We start from the raw sequence: 21,046 nt of genomic DNA on the forward strand, positions 1-21,046 counted from the left end.
CTTATAAGCCTTTACGAAATAATACTTCATTTGCTTGGATCGTCATTCTTAAGCTGTTGAATAAGCGTTTCACCAGACCAAAAGAATCTGACACAGCCGTCATAATTTTCCTTTCTTACACATCGCCCCAAGGGATCGTATTGATACCGAATCACATCCTGAAATTTCTCTACACCTTTTTCTACTTTTAGATTTTCTATTTTTATCAACTTTTGCTGACTATTATAATGGTATCGAATCCTCTGTGACCCCTCCCCTCCAACTTCTTCAACACGACCTGTAGAAGAGGTATAACCACGGGATATATTGCCATTATCAACGATTCTATTCTCAATAACTTCATTGCCAGGAATCTGACTATCAAGCTTACTCGTCGAGTTAAGCTTACCTAGGAGACTATCAGCGGGGTCATAAATTAAGAAGGCAAGAAACTGATCTGAATCACTTTTACAAAAGTTATGAACATTAAAGATATTTTTATTAACCTTGCCGGAATGATTAACTCTGGTAAGTGAACAGCTACTATTCGGCAATAAATTCAAAATATTTGTAACTGTATCAATTGGCCTTTCAAACTTACTGACAATAAAGCCTTGCACATAAACCTGAGGATCATAATTGTCCAGAGGCTTCAACCCTTCGGTTGTTTTTATCAACAAAGAATTGAAATTTCCGTTAACTGAGGAGAAGGGTGAATTCTCAGATTCCACAGAATGATCAAAGATAAATTTAACATCTTCTTTTCTGGATAGTGAAGTTGCCGTAAGATTACCTAAAATATCATACTTATAACTGAGCTTACTATCATCTTGCCATTCCGCTACAATACGACCACTAGCATCATATTCCCACTTCAGACTACAGTAATTATTTTTAGCTTCGATCAGTTGCCCTAGGCAATTATATCTAAAGTTATTAACGCCCTCTAGCGTAGTTTCTTTTATTAACTGGCCCAGCAAATCACGTTCAAAGTAGATATCGGTACCAATGCCTGATTGAGAAGCAATTACTTCCGTAGAATTTACTAAGTGGCCAGCGACATTATATGCATAGTGGGTAACATGACCATAGAAATCCTCCTCTTCTATTAATCGGTTATTGAGATCATATTTCAGCCGATAACACTCACCCTTTTCATTTATAAGGCAAATTAGATTGCCCCCTCCATCATAATGATATTCTAATTGACTGCCACTGGAACTAGTCCTGCTCTTTATTTGATGGAGTGCGTTATAAGAATAACGCGTATAATTCCCATCCTTATCTAATATTTCTGAAACTAATCCATGCTGGTTAAATCTGCACTGAATATCTGTATCTTTTTGAGCAACCTTAACATTGATCCGACCCTGATCCTCATTCTTGTAAGAACCCTCTTTCGTCTCAGCAGGCTTTAACAATTCCGTGTGACTATCAACATCATATCTACAATTAATAGATCGTCCGAAGGGGCAACTTATTCTTAATAGCTTATTGTTGCTTCCCCATAGATAGCTAGTAACATTACCTAATGAGTCACTAATAGAATTAATCATGCCAGCAGTGGTATAGTCATATTTCAATTGGTTGCCGAGCGGGTCTTCAGCTACCACCAGCTGTCTTTTTTTATTGTAACTATACTGCCAACTGCTATCTGATGGGTCAGTGTACTTTGTGGCGAGACCTTCATTGTTATATTCAATTTGATAATTATTTCCGGCCACATCTATCTTCCCGGTTAAGCGACCCTGATTGTCATATCGGAATAACTCCTCACGTATAGTGCCATCAGTACTGGGTAGCCGTACTTTAGTAACGTGACCTAGATCGCTGTATTCATACCACGTTTCTCCACCCTCGGCATCTTGATGGAACATGAGTAATCCGCGATTATTGAAGTGAAAACGTTGCCGCCCCCCTCTCGTGTCACACATCGTTGCTCCGTGACCACTTTCCTCCCAGATAAATTGATAACTGTAAGCAGCTTTTTCGCCAATAGGGTCCCCCCACTGCCGTATACAGTGCGCTGAACTACCCTCAGCATCCCACTGAAAATAGAAACTATAACCAGTTTTTAAAGTTCTTTGTTTAATAAGGCCTTTGTGATAAACATACTTTTCATTATTGCCAACGCTGTCTACAGCTTCAGTCAGATTATTTTCACTATCAAAGACATATTGAGCTACTACTTCAGAACTTCCCGAATTATTTTCTTTTGTCAAAGTATTTATAAGGTGACTTTCAGGAGATTCATCAAGCGAGCTAATGTATAAAATTTCACCGGAACTACTCTCGACCGATCTTAAATACTCCCCTGAGTAGTTGAATAAATAAAAATTATCGTTATCATCCCGAATCTCAGCGAGCTTTAACGCACCAGTTTCACCAGTAGCTTTAAAATGTCTTTGTACTCCGTTGGAAATTCCATATGTCGTAATGATCCAATGCTCATCGTTTACTCGCGTGAGAGTTAATCTCTCATAAATATTATGACTGCGCGAGCTATTTCCGGGAACTGGCAAGCTAATTATTCTACCTTCAGAATCAAAGAAGAGTATGGGTTTGCCTGGACGCCAAACCAAGCGCTCGCTAAATGTATGAGTCCAGCCACAACCCAATCCAAAATTTCTTGAATTACTACTGCGATAGGTACGAGTTACCGATAAGGGTAGTGCCCCCTCCAATACCAAATCTTCTAAAGTAAACTGAACCTCTCCAGTTTTTAGATTTACAGACCTAGTTACTTCACCAGTAACATTATCGCTCTGACATATATCGGAGTTATAATTTTCACCTACTTCGCTAATGTGGTTATCAGTATCATATGAATAATCCCTGACACAATTTATCTTAGAAAATTCAGACTTTACATCATGGGGCACTGTGAGAACTTGTTCACTACCCCTTTTATTTTCTCGCAACTCGTTACCCACTTTGATTTGCACTAAATTTCGACTATTTTTTCTGGGTGCAGCTATTTTGGGGATTTTCTTTCCGGATACAGCAGTGCTTTTGCCTACTGTCCGATATCCTGAATTTTTAGCAAGTATTTTCCTTTGCTTTTTTGTCCTAGCAAAATCAAACATTAAATCGCCAATATTACGTAAAGCTTTCACTAAGCGCTTATTCTTAGTTAAGGATGTTGTAGCTACATCTCCCTCAGTCAATGCCGCAAGTGCTATAGTCAAAATGATCTCAAAAGTACCACTTGCAGCTATGTTTGTGTGCTGCAAGCTATGTTGTGTTTTGATGTAGTCCTGGGCAAAATGAAAAACTGCCCCCCGAAGAGTTGGGTCACTATAAATAACCTCAGCTATGTTGAAACTCAAGCGGAGCTGCTTTTTTGAAACAGAACTGGGATTAAAGCCTAGTACATCAATCACACCTCGATACAGGGAGGTTACACATTCATCAGCTTCTTCTTCTGGAGTTTCTTCATATAAGACATAATTGATTGCTGCAGAGCTAAACTCAAATGATTGACGTGCTGGACTTACTATCTTCTCAACATCAACAGCACTCTTTGACCAAATCGATAAGCGCCACACAGAGCTGTCAGTTTCTTTTACTTTCTTTTTTACAGTTGTTACACGCTTCACCCAACTCCAATCAGTTTGCTGGCTAATAAAAGCCTTATCTGCAACTTCCTGCGTAATAATTTGCTGCAAGCCCATACGAATCTTAGCAACCAACTCTGTTTGTAGATCCCCCAATGCCGAATATGGCAGTGGGGCCTCTTCAATAATCAGTTGATCCTGAGTCAATGCCAGATAAATGGCTTTATCCCGCTCATTAAGATAGCCAGGCACATTACTTAATCGCGATTGAGATGGGGGACGCTCTTGCTCAGGGTCTATACCTGGCGCAAAGGTTGTGTATAAGCCAAGGTACTGGTCATATACTAACTGAAGAGTGTTAGTATCGAACATCCTCAATAATTCAGCAGCATCAATCTTTCTAGAGGGACCTGTTTGGCATATCCATCCAGGCCTCACCGCATAACGAGAGCCCTGAGAGTTTTCGATATAGAGCTGTATCAAAAGTTAAATCCTGTCAACCGCTGACCGACAATTCTACGGTCATCAAAAAACGAATCCATTCGAGGCACCTAAACCAGGTGCCCATCTTCGACATAACCATTTCTACTGGGACGATTTTTCTTTCAAAAGACAAAGAAACACATTTCAGCCTTCTTACATCGGTATTTAAAAAATCGGCTGAACTAAGAACAGTTTCTATGTCTAAAATTTTGACAATGAGTGCGAAGTTTAGTGATGCGTGTTTCAAGGCCGGGAACAATAAGCTCTCGATTCACATTCAAGTCTTCACTATCACAAGCAAAATACTAAAAGTCAAAATAGCAACATCAAAAGCTATACCAATAGGAATACCATAATTCATTCACATTTAAAGACGTCTCAAATGATCCAAACTAAATAGTTATAATCCCTATCTAATAGTTACTAAGCCAATCCTCCAAGATACCTAACATACCACCATCTTCTGGAGTAGCTAGAAATTAGGTGAAAGCTAACTTAATTTTTATTGTTGCGAAAGGAGAAAACGATTACAGGAGAGTACACCGCATATAGCGCAAGTAAATTTGACTAGGGTCAAAGAAAGAAAAACGTAGCTAAGCGATATATAGCAGCATATTCTGACAAAAAAGTACCATTTAGCGGCACTAAATATAGTTCGAAGTTATGGATGGTAAACTAATCTCAAATAGAACACTTGAATTCTATTAAATTGTTGCCGTAATTTATAGTATTCGCTCAAATGTATAATTAACACCCAATAACTATCCAGCAGTAGAACATATCACGTCTATTACAAGAATCGACATACAAATCGGCTAGATTACCCAGCCGATTTGTGATGAGCACTAATTGCTAACAGTAAAACTGCTCGACTTACCTGAATAGCTGGAAATTTTCCCAGTCCAACCACTCTTCCAGTTGCCAAAGTGCTTTATTCGGTAGGTGCCTGATGGCGCATCCTCTCCGATGATCCACTGTCCTTCAGCAAATGAACAGGCCATACAATCAATAGCCGTATCTCGTGTCCAAATAAAGCGTGTATCCAAATCATCATCGGTAAGATAAGTTTCCCAACTACCGTTAACTTTACGCTGTACCTCAATGAATGTACTCTCAGTCTTCAGGTCATTTCGGGGATGGCCAGAACGGAAAGTGACTGATACAGTATCGCCAGCACTGTAGCTGGTACCTACATCACCCCAGACTTGACCAAAAGACTCCCACAGGCGTTTATCATCATAAACAACTCCAATTACATTAATGATTTGGTCATCAGACAGATCTTTCGGAGTAGGCCCTGCAGTAATATCTACGCCATTGACCATAGCGTGTGTCATTTCGGTATAAATCTGTCTATAGGCTGCAAGGGTATTGGGGCCGTATATGGTATGTGCTCCCTCATAGTGCTGCCTATCAAACTCTTCAGGGGTAGTTATGTAACCGGAATAAGCATTTGCCAAGCCGGCAATCACCACAGTGTTTACACCGCTTCCTTCAAAAGCTGACAAGACTTCAGCTTCAAGACGTCGGCCTGCCATGGTCGTCATTTCACCCGGCGCGGCGACCAAAGCAAGTGAGCCTATGCGAAACATTTGGAAAGGTAGGTAAGGGGTATAAAGTGCTTGGCCTATTACCTCACGCTCTACAAATGTAGGTTTGGGGTACTGGCAGGGGTCATCCTGAGTATCCTCATATACAGCGGCTGCAGAGAATGCACTCATCAGGCCAAAAAGTGGATAACCATTAATCGCCGATTCGAATAGTCCCACATCTCTATCCCAATCCACCCCCTCATTTTCAACAGACATTCCCTCAAAAATACCATCAATGTTGCTGGGACCGTCCCAACTTGATCCTGCAGTAAATGACCAGCCGACAGCACCTTCACAAATATCTATTTGCCCCTCACCGGTAAATTCACCTGCTACGGTATAGCCAGGGAAATAGATATGTTGATGTCGATAATCTAATCCACCTTCAAGTTTCACAGTAGATGATTGGTAAAGAGACTGGGCTTTTGCAACTTGCTTTTCAGCAGCTAAAAGTAAACTTTCATACTCAGAATTTCCGCATCCATCCCTAGGGCCACAAATATTCGGAGACGCATCACCTAAATTACTATTAGCAAATGCCGCAATAAATTGACTTGCAGCACCCTGCTCGGCAGCCCAAGACTCGAGCAACTGACTCGCCGCCCCCTTATTATCCCCGCTAAGTTGCCGCTGCCCTGTTCCTAAAGAGACATTGTGTACTGCAAACCAATTAATAACTCCCAGTGCTTTGTTGTTGGCATCGACCAACTTGAGTTGGGTCATGGTTTTATTGGTATCGTATTGATAGTCGCTTGCATCAGTATTTTCTGAATAAGGGTCTGGGTTTCGATTGATACTGGTATCAAGCAAGATCCCCTGCTCAATAAAGATGTCACCTGTAGTTAGTCCACTGTCCGCCTCAACGATTGACTGAAAAATACCATCAACAATAGCGTCATAGTTATCTTCCGCATACCCGAGAGCACTCATATTCAACATGACATAATGATCATACCCCCCGGGACCTACATGGGTATGTGTAGCAGTCAGCATTACATTCTTTTCGGTGTACTTACTATTACCATAGAGATTTTTTAATTTATCTACGACACCCTGCTTCACGCCCTGCGGAATACCTTGCAAATCTGCTGATACGAATACCAAACGCTCATTTTCAGAGCTATCAGAAATTATGAATGCGCGGGACCATAAACGGGTATGAATTCCCTTGGTTGTCTGCCCCGTTTCTCCATATCCTACCATTCCAACATCTGCTGCCGGGCCAGTTATATCATACTTACCAACACCAACACGCCAGTCAGATGCTTTAACAGTGGAAGAAGCTCCAATAAATACTATTAAAGCAATGACGTAACCATTAATTATTTTCATTTTTTCTCCAGAATCTATACACGCAGGAGTATATTCGCCAGTTCACAGAAGTGAAGGCGTATCCTTTTCGTTGAAAGTTGATATCTGAATAAGCTACTTCCGATCAACTCGAACGCGGCTCTCTAGATAGTTAGCCAATGTAATCTTGACTTTTATTATCTCATCCTGAAAAGCGGCTTTATTATTTTAAAAATACACATAGTAGCCATAACCTCCCTGCTGTCAGCACACTGGAACTGAGAGTACAGCTCTAGTACGCATGTTCAGAATACCCTAACTGGCTGTATTTGGTAGTACCCGCAGAGTAATTACCCGCCATAAATCCGTTAATTTAGAGTCGAAAGTAAAATAATTTTAAATATGCGAAGGTTTTCTGAACTACAGCAAACCTAAATATTTACAAATCAAGCAAGTACAATCTAAAAATGAGTGTAAAGAAAGGATAGATTAGGGGATTTGAATTACGTTTAGAGAGGAAATGTAAAAAACTTTCGCCATTCAAAATTAGCACTCAATCAGTTTCCAATTATATTCCATGGTTTGACCTCTTGTTCACAAAACAATTAAATTAGCAATTAATTAGGCAAATACCTGTACTTAACATTCAAAGTTGTCTTGACAGGAAATAAGGTGGAAGTTGAATAACATTGATAATCGGCCCTTTTAGCATTTGACGCCCCTGACTATAAATATGTGAACTTTATGTAGCTATCAATATCTGACTCCTCTGCAGTAATCCATATAGATACATAAATAATGCACGCTAAACTTCTCACCCTCTCAGTTTTTTCTATATTGACCTTCTTATCCCTACCATCCCTGGCCGGTCAAAAGTGCGATGTACAAATGACGATACAGAGCGAATGGGAAGGCGGATATATGGCTTCAGTGGTTGTACGTAATACAGGTACCGAGCCAATAAGTGATTGGGAACTTTCATGGCAATGGCCCTCAGACCAAGAAGTCACACATATATGGAATGCTACTTCAGCCCAGGATGAAAACCTGATCTCTGTAGTTGGAAAACAAGGCTATGTAAGAGTACCCGTTGGCCAAGCCCAATCTTTTGGTTTTAATATTCGCTACTCGGGTGGTGAAAAGACGCCTGCTCATATTAACGCTAGTTGCAACAACACCATCAATAAACCAGATCCGACCCCACCTTCACGAGACCTGTTAGACCCCCTTTCACAATACAATTTAATTTTAGGCACTCAAACGATAAACCCTAGGTATACATTTACAGATAAGGGATCACTTGTTGAAAGTGCTGAAGCCATTTACTCAATGGGCTCTAACTTACTCAAGATTGCCCTTTCTCCGAGCCTATATAGCGAGCTAAGTAACTCTGGACTCGACTATCAATTCAAGCGAATGCTGGAAGAAATACCAGAATTTCAGCAAGTCTTGGGGATGGATTTCTCCATCTACATGTTTTGGGTCGAGGACTCCGGTTCCTGGATGGATAACAAAGGAATGAGTGAAGAAGAGCTAAAGTGGCAATATGACAAAATTTATTCGTTGGCTGAATATTTACTAACTGAATATAACGGCTCCGGTAAGACATTTATGATTGGGCACTGGGAAGGCGATTGGAACCTGGTTCAAAAAACTGATGGTACTAGAGATGACAGTCAGGAAACTATCCCTCCTAAGCGTTTACAGGGTCTAATTGACTGGGTCAATATTCGACAAGAAGCCATTGACGATGCCAAAGCAAATATCACCCACTCTGACGTTAACTTATATCACTATATTGAGGTCAATAGGGTTGAATCTGCAATGCAGGGCAAAGAACGAATAACCAATGCCATACTTCCCCATACTAATGTAGATTTGGTGTCTTATTCAGCTTACGATCTCACTACCAAAGAAAAGCATTCAGATTTTGCCACTCTACATAGTGAGTTGACCTCAGCTCTGGAATTTATCAACTCAAATCTTCCCAAAAAATCTGGGCTGCCATTTGAAAAGCGGGTTTTCATTGGCGAATATGGTTACGGAGAGTCCTGGTTTAAGGATTGGGGAGCCCGCTCTGGCGAAGCCCAGGATATGCTATCACGCAATGTAATAAAAACGGCTCTCCAATGGGGTGCTCCATTTATTTTGTACTGGCAAATGTATGACAATGAGTATGATAGCTGGATCAATGAATTCGCTGGCTACTGGCTGATTGACAAGGATGGTAATAAAAAGGAGATTTATAAGACTCACCAAGAGTACTATAAGGACGCGAGAGCATTCTTAGATAACTATTATATGGAAAACTCCTCCCTTCCGTCAGAAAGTGAATTTCGAACCTATGCCTTAAAATGGTTTGAATCATCGAAAATCCCACCACAACAGCCCAAACCTGACACTCCCCCTACTATACCGGAAGAACCCAGTGAACCTTCAGGCCAGTGTAATGTGGAATATGCAGTGCAAAACGATTGGGGAAGTGGCTTTATGGCAAATGTGGTTATTTATAATAAAGGAAAGACTTCTCTCGATAAATGGCAGCTACAGTGGAACTGGCAAGGTAACCAATCAATCACACACTTCTGGAATGCACAAGTCGCAGAAAGTAACGGAACTATAACTGTTACTAGTGAATCATCTATTCCGGCAGGAGAGGCCCGAGCTTTTGGGTTTAATGCAAATTACTCTGGAGAAAACACCCCACCAATTATAATTGGCAACTGCACGGGTACACTCACAACAGAACCTTCACAACCTAATCAGCCCCCCAATCAGCCCAATGAACATTCAGATAGTAGCAGTATTAAGCTATGGTTTATTGGTGATTCGATTACTTACGGCATGACAACACTCCCTTATAATTCAAACGGATTTCGTAGCCAGATCTGGGACTATCTTGCCAAAGCAGCCGATGGCAACTCAATCTTTCCTATAGATCAAGAATCTACCAGTGAGCAGCTAATTCTAAAATACAATGGAAAACAACTAGAAACGATTGGCACTATCACTGGACCAACAGGCCCTGATGATATGTCTCAACAGACCAAGAATTACTGGCACTCTGGGATACCTGGAGCTACAACCAGCGATTTACTTTGCTACCTTGATCCGATAGGCCATCAAATCACCCCTGGCTACAATTTCACCAACTGCCTCAATTCCATCAAGAACTTCAATCAATTTCTCAGCGAAATGTGCAGGGAGGGCGAAACTAGTGCTGGCTGGCTCACTAATCAAGCCTGCAATTTAACGCGGGATATAACCTCTGAGGATAGCGTTGTCATACCTATACAGCTCGGGACTAACGACATCACCTTCCTTAGCATGAATAATGCGATTGATTGTAGCCTTCCTATAGAAGAAAATAGTGAATCCGCCCAGAAGCTAAATATGATCGTTAGTAAGATAATATCATCACCCAATAATATTCAAGGCATATCAATAACAGATAGAATACAAAATTACTTTGAGAGCATAGATATTCCAAGTGAGAAAATTGCATTCGTAATTTCAACTATCCCTCGTCGAAGTGATTTAGACGGACAAGATCCGAAAAATTACTGTACGGACTTTTATAATCAAAAAATCAGGAAGTCACTATCAGAGGCCTCCAATACCAAAAATATTTTCTTAGCAGACCAAGGAAATATTGTCCCAACTGGAGACCCGGTACACCCTACAACCGAGGGCCACAAGATTATGGCTTGCAACTTACTTTATGGTAAAAATCTTAGCCATTCAGATATTCCTTCTTGTATTCTTCCCAGTAACATCCCAGATAAAGGGCTATTGAAAGCAATAGATCATGTATCCAATTAGCTAGGATTTCGCTTAACAGGCCCTGATTAGAAATTTTCAGGGCGCTGCTTTTACTCACCAATAACTTTGGGAGCCTTTATAAACCCGACTTCTATAGAAGCCGGCCTAACTCTGAACCAGATTTAAGAACTGCTTCCTATATTCTGCCCAAATCACTTTCCCTGAGAAATTACTTAAATCAATTTTTTTTAATTTTGAACCCGATAGAATTGACAAAAACATTGATTCCAGCTTTTTTACTGCATCATTACAGTCTGAATAACAGAAGTTTTCGGAATAGAACTCTGGGTAGCACTGTTCATCTGGCACCAGTGGAGTCGCACCGAGAATAGCTGCTTCCATCACCGCCAACCCTTGGAATTCATGGTAAGCCGTAGAAAGGAATATATGGCTATGTCGCAGTACTTGACGATAGTCTTTAGCGCTTTCGAGATACCCGAGTACCAATAAATGGTCGGCAAACTCTTCTTGTATTTGAGCAAACTCAGCAGGGCTATTACGAAATGACTGCCCCATTAGATTAACAAGAAACTTAACATTTCTGGCTTTCAAGCCCCGAAGGATATCCAGCAATCGGTCCGCGCCTTTGTCATATTCCCAACGGGCCGCCCAACTGATAATCAAAGTATCTTGACCTATCTCGCCCCCATAAATGCTCTCTGCGCAGGAGTTCCAGGAAAAGGCCTCTTCAGTTTTCGCACTATCAAAAACGATGTCTTCTATTGGCACAGGAAGAACTCTCGACTTTTCCTCAATCTCCTCACAAATTCCGGGAGGAACACAATCAGGAAAGCGCTTGAGTAATTTCTTTACTCCTCCTAACAAGGTACTGCGGTTGTATTCAGAGTTGAACAAGACCAGATCACCGGACAAGGCAGTGTAAATATTCAACAACTGGGGTTCTACCGATCGAAACGCATCAGAGCTCACTGGGTAAGCAAATTGATTCTCATGAAAATATACAACTGTAGGCACCCTAACGATTTCAGGAGCTAAACCGCGCAAGGCACTTAGATCGGTCATTGAGGTTGTAACAATAAGGTCCCAACGCTGCTTCAATATTTGCGCGGTTTCCCCTCGGCCCCAGGAAAGGCTATTACCGCGGATTCGCCAACTAAAGTATCGCGGTGGTAAGGTTAGTACGGTCCATTGCCAATCAGAAAATGCCGCTACCAGCCCTTTACGCCAACGCTTGTGACTGTCCGCATCATAAGCGGAGAGTAATAAAACTTTCATTAAATAGTAACAAGAAGAAGCGGCACCGGGATCAAACTCAACCCCGGTAGCTATTAATCGGAGGGATTAATCGAAAGAGCGCACATTCATTAATCGTGCAAACAAGCTGGAAGTATCCCAGCGAGCACCACCAATAGCTTGTACCTCACTATAAAACTGGTCTACCAGGGCAGTTACGGGCAGTAAAGCTCCGTTATGTTGTGCCTCTTGAAGGACTATAGCCAAATCCTTACGCATCCAATCCACAGCAAAACCGTGGTCATACTCCCCTGCTAACATAGTTTTTGAGCGGTTTTCCATTTGCCAGCTCTGTGCCGCCCCCTTGGATATCACATCAACAACCTGCTCTCCATCGAGGCCAGCTGCCTTGGCAAAATGTAAACCTTCAGCAAGCCCCTGAACGACACCCGCGATACAAATTTGATTGACCATTTTACACAGCTGGCCGCTACCTACTGGCCCCATCAGGTTGCTCGCCCGCGCATAACAGTCGATAAGAGGTTGCACCTTATCAAAGTCTGCCTTATCTCCCCCAAACATAACCGTTAAAGCACCATTCTCAGCACCGGCCTGGCCTCCAGAGACAGGTGCATCCAGAAAACCAATTCCCTTTTCGCCAGCTGCAGCTGCCAATTCTCGAGCAACATCGGCAGAGGCTGTTGTATGATCTACAAACAAAGCCCCGTCATCCATACTCGTGAATGCCCCCTGCTCTCCTGTCACCACTTGGCGGAGATCGTTATCATTGCCTACACAGGCAAAAACAACCTCCGCGCCCTTTGCGGCTTCAGCGGGCGTTGCAAAGCTCTCTCCATCATATTCTTGTAGCCATTGATCCGCACGACTAACAGTGCGATTGTAAATTCGCACCATGTGACCAGCATTAGAAAGATGCCCCGCCATGGGATATCCCATCACCCCCAAGCCAATAAATGCAACTGTTGCCATTTCCTCTACCCCCATACCATCCAAATAAGTATTACACCGAGAACCAAGCGATAAATCGCGAATGGAGCCATCCCAATGCGGCTAATAAATTGAAGGAAAAAATGAATACACAAATAAGCACTAATACAAGATAAAACGGTACCAAGCAGCAAGTCATTCCATGGAACACTTTCCAGCGCAAGTAGTTCAATCGTTAGCAAAATAGCGCTGAGGGCAATAACAGGAATAGACATCAGGAACGAAAAGCGCGCTGCAGCCTCTCTCTTCATGCCAAGCATCAAACCAGCAGTCATTGTGATACCAGAGCGGGAGGTGCCAGGGATTAGGGCCAACACCTGTGATAAGCCAATCAGAAGTGCTTTTTTCCAATTTAACTGGGCTAGAGATTCGACCCTGCGCCCCTTTGCATCAGCCCACCAGAGTAAAATACCAAAGCCAATAGTCGTAGCAGCGATAACACCGGCTGAACGCAGGTGAGTTTCTATGAACCCTTTGAATACCAGGCCTATCAGTCCCACAGGTATAGTAGCGAGAACAATTAACCAGGCCAGCCGCCCCTCATCGGAAAATTGTTTATCCGTAAATCCTCCTAAACCATCCCTAATCAGCACCCAAATATCTTTGCGGAAATAGAAAACTACTGCCAGTAAAGAGCCAAAATGAACAGCGACATCGAAGGCCAGCCCCTGGTCCTGCCAACCCAATACCTCAGAAGGTAAAATCAAGTGCGCAGAACTGGAGATGGGCAGAAACTCTGTCAGCCCCTGTATCAGGGCCAAAATTACAATCTGAAATGTTTCCATGTGTTATTAAGATCGGATTTTTTGTCTTTTCTTCCAAGTCACTTCATTGCGCAAATAAACAGGCTCAAGCTCTTCAGCGGTCACTGTATGACCCTGCTCCCATAGTGGTACTGCCAGCTGCGCTATATCCCGAGCGTGAATGAGACTGGCTTGATCAACGGCAGCCAATAACGCCCCTTCAAAAGCCTCATAATGTAATCCCGGGCCCGCCCCATAGATCGGAGTACAAATCTCCGATTTCTCTAAAGACAGCAGAACCTCCTCCGGGTTCTGTACCGCCTCCGGGATCAAGCTATCGCAGGGAGAGTCACTGGAGTAAACCCCCCAATATACTTGTTGCATGCGAGCATCCAGCATTGCCACGACCGGTGACTGTCCCCAGTCCGGGTGCGATCGCCGAGCTCCAAGTGCTAGGGCTGCGAGGCTGGAAACCGGAACCACTGGTAGATCTGCAGCATAAGCCAACCCCTGCACACTACTAATTGCTATACGGAGACCGGTAAATGACCCCGGCCCGCGGCTGACAGCAAGAGCATCCAGGCCTGCCAGCTTTATGCCGGCTTCTGCGAGAACGTCATCCACCATTGGCAAAAGGCGACGAGTGTGATCGCGCTCTGCCTGTACAAAACGCTCAATCAGCTGGCCATCAGATATGAGAGCAACAGAACAGGCGCCCGACGTTGTATCCAGGGCAAGTATTTTCACAGCGTTCTTAATCCTGGTCATAAAAAAGGGAGGGAATTGTGGCACGGGAGCGGAGGGGAGTCATGCCCAATATCGCAACCCGCAACTAAAAAACCCCGGACTAACCGGGGTTTATGAGGAGCCTGCCAAAGTTCACATCGTTGAGCCCATATATATGACCCTAGGCGGCCTTTTTCGGTGGCCGGCCTCGACGGGCAGCACCAGCCTTCGGTGGACGGCCGCGACGGGCTGGAGCCTTCTTAGCAGCTGCTGTCGCAGTCGCTTTCTTGGGTCGTCCGACTCTTTTTGCTGGCTTAGCCGCTGAAGTTGCCTTCTTTGGACGGCCGGCTTTTTTCGCCGTCGCTGTAGCGGCCTTCTTGGGGCGTCCGGGCTTTTTCGCTGCTGTGGCCTTGGCTGCAGGTTTCTTCTTGGCCTTTTGAGTTTCGGCTTTTAATTTGGCTTTAGCCTTCTTCTCTAACTCTTTAACTTTAGCGGCAGCTTTCTTTGCAGCTGCTTTAACCTTAGCTTCAGCCTTCTTCTCAGCAGCCTTCAATTTCTTGGCATGAGCCTTTTCTTTGGTTTTTACCCAGCGTGTTTCAAATGCCTTGAGTGCGGCAGCTAACTCTTTATCTGCTTTGCTGGAGAGGCTCTTAGAGAGACTTTCCACCTTTTCTTTTGCAGCAGCTTCAGCCATATGTACGGCATCCATAGCCTTAGCTTTGGCAAGATCCATCTTTGCCGCTGCCAGCTTGGCGCGCAAATCCTTTGCCTTACTATTGGCACTGGCCAGCGAAGTTTTCGCTGTTGCCGCATTACTTTTCTGCGCTCGAGCCTTAGCCTTAGCAACACGGTCCATTTGCGCATCCAGCGATTTGGTCGCTGAATCTACCGCCTTCTGCGCTTTCACGACCGCTGGCGACGCTGCGGTCGCACTAGTTGCTCGTTTCGCGCGTGTACCTTTTTTTACTACTCTTGCCATCCCTTGTCTCCTCACTGAAAGAAGAAGTACATCCAAAAGTGTGCCGGCAGCATTGCCTTTTAGCTATCGAATAAAAACTGGAATCGGCCGTTTTTATTACTTATGCAGAGCGCCGCACCGCCTATTTCGATACAACTTTATCAAAGTTAATAAAAATACCCGGCATTGCAAGTAAAAAAGCGAAAAATGAGAAACTTTTTATAAAAAAAGTATATTTTTCTTATCAATTTTCACTTTTGGGTCCCGTTTTAGCACTTTGGTAGAAATTATTTTGTCCCATTGAGCTTAGTTTGCACAATTCCCGCAAGCGCCTCTATATGATCCTCACGCAAATTTAATGCAGGAATATATCGGTAGTCACTGCCCCCAGCATCAATAAAATTAGCGCGATTCTCTACCGAAATTTCTTCCAATGTTTCCAGGCAATCCGCAGAAAAAGCCGGGCAAATTACATCGACACTACTAACTCCTGCTTTACCCCATTCAATAAGGGTCTTATCGGTGTATGGCTGTAGCCACTCTGCCTTACCAAAGCGCGATTGAAATGTGACTTGCCACTTATCCTCACTGATTTCTAGTTCATCCGCTAATAACCGTGCGGTTTCCATGCAATGGCGATAATAGGGGTCCCCCTTATCAACATTGGCTTTTGGGATACCGTGAAATGAAAGTAACAATTTTTCCGCTGGCCCTGCTTTTTCCCAGTGTTCTTTTACTGAATTGGCCAGGGATTTTATGTAGAGCGGATTTTGGTAATAATCTCGAATCAGAGAAATATCCGGAATATCGCGACTATTGCGAAAAATTTGCGCCACCTGATCATAAATTGCTGCAGTTGTGGTAGCCGAATATTGGGGATATAGGGGAAGCACTATAAAAGACTCAAAACCTTTCTCGCGCAGAGTTTCTATGGTGTTGTCGAGGCGGGGCTCACCATAAGTCATGGCATATTCAACAGCGACATCGCAACCTTTTGCTTTTAAACGCTGCTGCAACAGCTCTGCTTGCTTCTGCGTATAGTAGAGAAGCGGCGATCCTTCCACTTTTGTTTCATCTGCACTGCTATTCCATATTTCCGCATAGGCAGGAGCAATACGTTGTGGACGAAAAGGCAGTACCAAGCAGTTCAATATGGTCAGCCAGATTGGCCGCGGTATCTCGACAACCCTCGGATCTGAAAGGAATTCCCGCAAAAAACTTCTTACTGCTGTAGGTGTGGGCTCAGCTGGAGTACCCAAATTCATCAAAATTATTGCCGTAGACATAAACCGCCCCGTTAGAAATCTTATCCCTTCAAGAAATCCTGCCAGTTATCAGGCAGGGAAGAGCGCATACTGCCAGGCCAATACCGCCGTGATCAACTCGCTCAATATCACTTCTGGAGATACAAAAAAGCCCCCAAGTGGGGGCTTTTAAAAAATGTTAGCGATGATCTCAGCTGAGCGCTTCCAACACTTTCTCGCGAATCTCATCCATACCGCCAACACCCATTACCTTGCTGTACTTGGGAGCCGCTTCAGGAGAGCGTGCTTCCAGCTCGCGGTAGAAGCCTACCAGTGGTGCCGTCTGCTCGTGATAAACCGCCAAACGGTTGCGAACAGTTTCTTCAGTATCATCTGTACGCTGGATCAGTGCCTCGCCAGTCACATCATCGACACCCTCAGCCTTGGGCGGGTTGTATACGATGTGATAGACGCGACCAGAGTTTTCATGAACCCGGCGGCCCGAGAGACGCTTTACGATTTCTTCATCGTCAACAGCGATCTCCAGAACATGATCGATATGTACATCGGCTTCCAGAAGGGCTTCAGCCTGGGGAATGGTGCGAGGGAAACCATCGAACAGGAACCCTTTAGCGCAGTCTTCCTGGGCAATGCGCTCTTTAACTAACGCAATGATCAGGTCGTCAGAAACCAATTTTCCCGCGTCCATAACATCCTTGGCCTGTAGGCCAAGAGGGGTACCCGCCTTCACCGCAGCGCGAAGCATATCGCCGGTGGAGATCTGCGGAATGCCGAACTTCTCTGTTATGAATTGAGCCTGAGTGCCCTTGCCGGCTCCCGGCGCGCCCAAGAGAATAATTCGCATGTTCAGTAAGCCTCCAATACTATCGACGAACCAAAAGCCGCCGCGCTAAAAGAGCGCTACCTTACACTCACACCTCAGATTGGGCAAGATTGCTACCGATACCCCCACAATCCATACAAACCACAGAGTACTAAAAGGGGCTTAAAGCTCCGCTCTATGTAAGCCTGTTAAGATCCCTAGCTATCAGCACCGGGCTCCCGCTGAACTTTGGCCTTGTCCCAAAGTCTGTCCAGTTCCTCCAGCGTTGCCTCTGATACTTGCCGACCTTCACTGTGTAAACTGGACTCAACATAACCAAAACGCCGCTCAAATTTCCTACTACACCCCCGCAAAGCTGCCTCAGGATCAACCTTCAGGTGGCGGGATGCATTCACACAAGAGAAAAGCAGATCCCCCAGCTCCTCCTTTGCATGCTCCATATCCCCATTTGTCACAGCCTCTCGCAGCTCTGCAACTTCTTCCTCAATCTTATCAAGGACACCATCAATATTGGGCCAGTCAAAACCGACACGGGAGGCGCGCTTCTGTAATTTGGCCGCACGCGTCAAAGCCGGCAGCCCCACAGCCACTCCTGCCAGGGTTCCTGCATCCCCTTTAGCAGTGCGTTCGGCCTCTTTAATCGCCTCCCAATTCCTCTTTACTTCAGCTTCATCAAGAGCTTCGGCAGAGCGGTCGCCGTAGAGGGTTCCACTTGGAAAGACATGGGGATGCCTGCGCACTAGTTTGCTTACCAAAGTGTCAACAATCTGGGGGAAATCAAAGTGGTCTTTCTCACGCCCTAACTGGGCATAAAAAATGACTTGGAAGAGCAGATCTCCGAGCTCTTCGTGCAGGTGCTCAAAGTCTTCCTGCTCAATAGCCTCTGCTACCTCATAGGCCTCTTCAATGGTAGAGGGGACAATACTGGCAAAGTCCTGTTTCAGGTCCCAAGGGCAACCGCCCTCAGGGCTGCGAAGCTGAGCCATCAAGTGGAGGAGGTCCTCCACAGAATAATTATTTTCCACGTTATTCCTTACTCAGCGTTCAGCGCAGAATTCGTCGCTTTGCCGCTGCCACATTGGGCAGTTGATTGATCCGATGTAAAACCTGGCTCAACTCTTCAAAGTTGTGGATCTCAGCAGTCACGATCATTTCTACCGTATGCTTGTTCTTATTAGAGCGGGTTTGCATAGCGGTAATATTAATTTTCTGACTGTCCAGCATCACTGTGACATCCCGCAACAGGCCCTGGCGATCGTAGGCTTCGATCATAATTTCAACGGCGTAAAGTTCGCGGGGTTTTTCCGCCCAACTTACCTGGAGTACCCTTTCAGACTCCTCAACCTGCATACGCAGCATATTTGCGCAGTCTTTACGATGTATTGAAACCCCGCGCCCAAGGGTGATATATCCCATAATTTCATCGCCTGGAACGGGGTTACAACAGCCGGCAATGTGGGTGAGCAAATTACCCACTCCGTCGATATAAACATCTGCCTTGCCTTCTCCCCGGGCAACTGGAGCCGTCAGCGATGGTACCCGAGGCACATTGTCGACCTTCACCATTCGCTGGGCTGCGTTGAGAACCTGACCCACGCCTATATCACCGGCACCCACTGCCGCATAGAGGTCCTCTAGGGAATGCATGTTGAGCTTGGCTGCCAACTTATCGAAATCGAAATCACTCAGCGCCAGCTGCTTAAATTCCCGGTCGAGAATACTGCGGCCATCGGCGATATTCTGATCCCGAGCCTGCTGCTTAAACCAGTGAATAATCTTGGCTCGCGCACGGGAGGTAGTGATATAGGCCATGCCCGAAGAGAGCCAATCGCGACTCGGAGCTTCGAGTTTTCCTGTGAGGATTTCAACCTGATTGGCTGTCTCCAACCGGTGGTTGAGCGGCACGATTCGGCCATCTACTTTAGCCCCGCGGCAACGATGACCAATTTCTGTATGGATCTTGTAGGCAAAATCTAATGGTGTTGCACCCCGAGGCAGGTCTACAACATGACCGCCGGGGGTAAATACATAAATACGTGAATCTGCCTCACTGGAGCGCAAATCATCTTGTAGTGGGTTACCTCCCACCTCTTCATGCCAGTCGAGCACCTGACGCAACCAGGATATTTTTTGCTCGTAGCTATCTTTACTCTCGCTCTTAAGATCAGTGCCCTTGTAACGCCAGTGAGCACAAACACCGTATTCCGCCTCTTCATGCATAGCAAAAGTTCGGATCTGAACCTCGAGCACCTTTCGCTCGGGGCCAATTACAGCCGTGTGCAGAGAGCGATAACCGTTTTCTTTGGGGGAGGCGATATAATCATCGAATTCATTCGGTATGTTGCGCCAGAGGTTGTGCACTATACCCAGAACCGCATAGCAATCCCTTACAGTTGGGACAAGAATACGCACTGCGCGAATATCATAAACCTGGGAGAAGCCGATATTTTTCCGGCGCATTTTCCGCCAGATACTATAGATATGCTTTGCCCGCCCGTAGACATCACCTTCAATATGGGCGCGCTCGAGTTCAGAGCGCAATAGCTCCAATACCTCATCGATATACTGCTGCCGAGCCAGTCTTTTCTCATCCAGCAAGCGAGCAATCTGCTTGTAATCTTCCGGCTCAAGATAGCGAAAAGATAGATCTTCTAATTCCCATTTGATATGACCAATTCCCAGGCGGTGGGCAAGGGGTGCATAAACATCGGCCACTTCACGAGCAACTCTTTGGCGTTTAGCCGGCTCTGAGTTTTTTGCAGCACGAATAGCACAGGTACGCTCAGCGAGTTTGATCAAAGCAACTCGCACGTCGTCGACCAATGCTACCAGCATACGACGGATATTCTCTGAATGTTCCTCTACCGCACCACTCGGGCTTTCTTCTCCGGTATCTGCGCTGCGACTGCGAATCGCAGCCATACGCAAAACACCACGAATCAACTTGGCAACTCGCTCACCAAATTCTTTTTCCACAGCTTGCAGTGGCAGGCGTTTTTCACGTACGGCACGGTACAGCACCGCCGCGACAAGTGCTTCTGAGTCTATTTGTAAGTCGGCGAGAATCTCAGCCATCTCAAGGCCTGTGGCAAAACTGCTAGCGCCCTCAGCCCAGATATTTTCCGCCTCAATTGCTCGCTGTTCTGCTTCGGCACTCACCTCAGCTGCGCGCCGCAAAGTTACTATCGCAGAACCATCCAGGCCCGCGAGCTTCTGTACATGGCGCAACCAGGATTCAAGGTCGAGTTCACCTTCTCCACCAAAGGAATGATGCTTTCTTACTTGAACCATCTTTTAACAAGAGTCATTTGTGTTATTGGCATAATTTTGTCGTTACCTGGCTTAGCAGCACATTTACTCAGTGCTCATGCTGGATTAAGCGCTTCTCTATCATAGGTTTGAACTCACCAAAGTCCATGATTTTCTGTATACATTTCAATAAGCTGCGCGAAATTCAGCAGTTTTTCGTACCAATTTGAGTGGGAGGGTATAAGTCTTGTCCAGCTTGTTGACCTTTTAACCAACAGCAAACCTGCAAAACCAATGCCTATAGAAAACTAAAATTGTGATATTGGGGAATATCGAGAGAAGTGAACAGGTTGCATT

Annotated in this window: 12 protein-coding genes; 1 reads left to right on the forward strand and 11 read right to left on the reverse strand. The window is 44.8% G+C overall.

The window, feature by feature from the left end; genetic code table 11:
- Window positions 1-26 precede the first annotated feature (26 nt).
- Window positions 27-4,019, reverse strand: a complete 3,993-nt coding sequence (locus ACJJI4_RS13455) for a DUF6531 domain-containing protein (RefSeq protein WP_444925484.1) — start codon at window positions 4,017-4,019, stop codon at window positions 27-29.
- Between the two features lie 845 nt (window positions 4,020-4,864).
- Window positions 4,865-6,943 carry a neutral/alkaline ceramidase gene (locus tag ACJJI4_RS13460; RefSeq protein ID WP_444925485.1) on the reverse strand — a complete coding sequence of 693 codons (2,079 nt, stop codon included), beginning with the start codon at window positions 6,941-6,943 and terminating at the stop codon, window positions 4,865-4,867.
- 756 nt (window positions 6,944-7,699) lie between these two features.
- On the opposite strand from ACJJI4_RS13460, the gene ACJJI4_RS13465 reads away from it, so the two are divergent.
- A complete protein-coding gene (locus ACJJI4_RS13465) occupies window positions 7,700-10,723 on the forward strand; it encodes a cellulose binding domain-containing protein (protein WP_444925486.1) in 3,024 nt (1,007 codons plus the stop codon).
- Between the two features lie 105 nt (window positions 10,724-10,828).
- Here ACJJI4_RS13465 and ACJJI4_RS13470 read toward each other — a convergent pair whose 3' ends face one another.
- From ACJJI4_RS13470 to relA, 9 genes are all read right to left on the reverse strand, one after another.
- Window positions 10,829-11,959 carry a tRNA-queuosine alpha-mannosyltransferase domain-containing protein gene (locus ACJJI4_RS13470; protein WP_444925487.1) on the reverse strand — a complete coding sequence of 377 codons (1,131 nt, stop codon included), beginning with the start codon at window positions 11,957-11,959 and terminating at the stop codon, window positions 10,829-10,831.
- 66 nt (window positions 11,960-12,025) lie between these two features.
- Complete coding sequence (locus tag ACJJI4_RS13475; RefSeq protein ID WP_444925488.1) at window positions 12,026-12,907, reverse strand: NAD(P)-dependent oxidoreductase; 882 nt, start codon at window positions 12,905-12,907, stop codon at window positions 12,026-12,028.
- Window positions 12,908-12,912: 5 nt separating this feature from the next.
- Complete coding sequence (locus tag ACJJI4_RS13480) at window positions 12,913-13,710, reverse strand: undecaprenyl-diphosphate phosphatase (RefSeq protein WP_444925489.1); 798 nt, start codon at window positions 13,708-13,710, stop codon at window positions 12,913-12,915.
- Between the two features lie 6 nt (window positions 13,711-13,716).
- On the reverse strand, window positions 13,717-14,415 hold the full coding sequence (tsaB, locus tag ACJJI4_RS13485; RefSeq protein ID WP_444897996.1) for a tRNA (adenosine(37)-N6)-threonylcarbamoyltransferase complex dimerization subunit type 1 TsaB: 699 nt from the start codon (window positions 14,413-14,415) through the stop codon (window positions 13,717-13,719).
- 160 nt (window positions 14,416-14,575) lie between these two features.
- The gene (locus ACJJI4_RS13490) at window positions 14,576-15,373 is read right to left on the reverse strand and encodes a hypothetical protein (protein WP_444897997.1); all 798 of its coding nucleotides are present in this window, start codon (window positions 15,371-15,373) and stop codon (window positions 14,576-14,578) included.
- Between the two features lie 266 nt (window positions 15,374-15,639).
- A complete protein-coding gene (gene hemH / locus ACJJI4_RS13495) occupies window positions 15,640-16,638 on the reverse strand; it encodes a ferrochelatase (RefSeq protein ID WP_444925490.1) in 999 nt (332 codons plus the stop codon).
- A gap of 169 nt (window positions 16,639-16,807) precedes the next feature.
- Window positions 16,808-17,461: an adenylate kinase gene (gene adk / locus ACJJI4_RS13500; protein ID WP_282931972.1), complete on the reverse strand. Its 654-nt coding sequence runs from the start codon at window positions 17,459-17,461 to the stop codon at window positions 16,808-16,810.
- Between the two features lie 176 nt (window positions 17,462-17,637).
- Complete coding sequence (gene mazG / locus ACJJI4_RS13505) at window positions 17,638-18,465, reverse strand: nucleoside triphosphate pyrophosphohydrolase (protein WP_444925491.1); 828 nt, start codon at window positions 18,463-18,465, stop codon at window positions 17,638-17,640.
- 19 nt (window positions 18,466-18,484) lie between these two features.
- Window positions 18,485-20,731: a GTP diphosphokinase gene (gene relA, locus ACJJI4_RS13510; RefSeq protein ID WP_444911202.1), complete on the reverse strand. Its 2,247-nt coding sequence runs from the start codon at window positions 20,729-20,731 to the stop codon at window positions 18,485-18,487.
- Between the last annotated feature and the right edge of the window lie 315 nt (window positions 20,732-21,046).

This window comes from Microbulbifer maximicatervae (SeqCode) (assembly GCF_052467305.1).

Bases quoted from the DNA above. Each gene is read 5' to 3' on its own strand.
- ACJJI4_RS13465 (WP_444925486.1), top strand. From the start codon at position 7,700: ATGCACGCTAAACTTCTCACCCTCTCAGTTTTTTCTATATTGACCTTC.
- ACJJI4_RS13460 (WP_444925485.1), bottom strand. From the start codon at position 6,943: ATGAAAATAATTAATGGTTACGTCATTGCTTTAATAGTATTTATTGGA.
- hemH (WP_444925490.1), bottom strand. From the start codon at position 16,638: ATGTCTACGGCAATAATTTTGATGAATTTGGGTACTCCAGCTGAGCCC.
- adk (WP_282931972.1), bottom strand. From the start codon at position 17,461: ATGCGAATTATTCTCTTGGGCGCGCCGGGAGCCGGCAAGGGCACTCAG.
- ACJJI4_RS13480 (WP_444925489.1), bottom strand. From the start codon at position 13,710: ATGGAAACATTTCAGATTGTAATTTTGGCCCTGATACAGGGGCTGACA.
- ACJJI4_RS13470 (WP_444925487.1), bottom strand. From the start codon at position 11,959: ATGAAAGTTTTATTACTCTCCGCTTATGATGCGGACAGTCACAAGCGT.
- ACJJI4_RS13490 (WP_444897997.1), bottom strand. From the start codon at position 15,373: ATGGCAAGAGTAGTAAAAAAAGGTACACGCGCGAAACGAGCAACTAGT.
- ACJJI4_RS13475 (WP_444925488.1), bottom strand. From the start codon at position 12,907: ATGGCAACAGTTGCATTTATTGGCTTGGGGGTGATGGGATATCCCATG.
- relA (WP_444911202.1), bottom strand. From the start codon at position 20,731: ATGGTTCAAGTAAGAAAGCATCATTCCTTTGGTGGAGAAGGTGAACTC.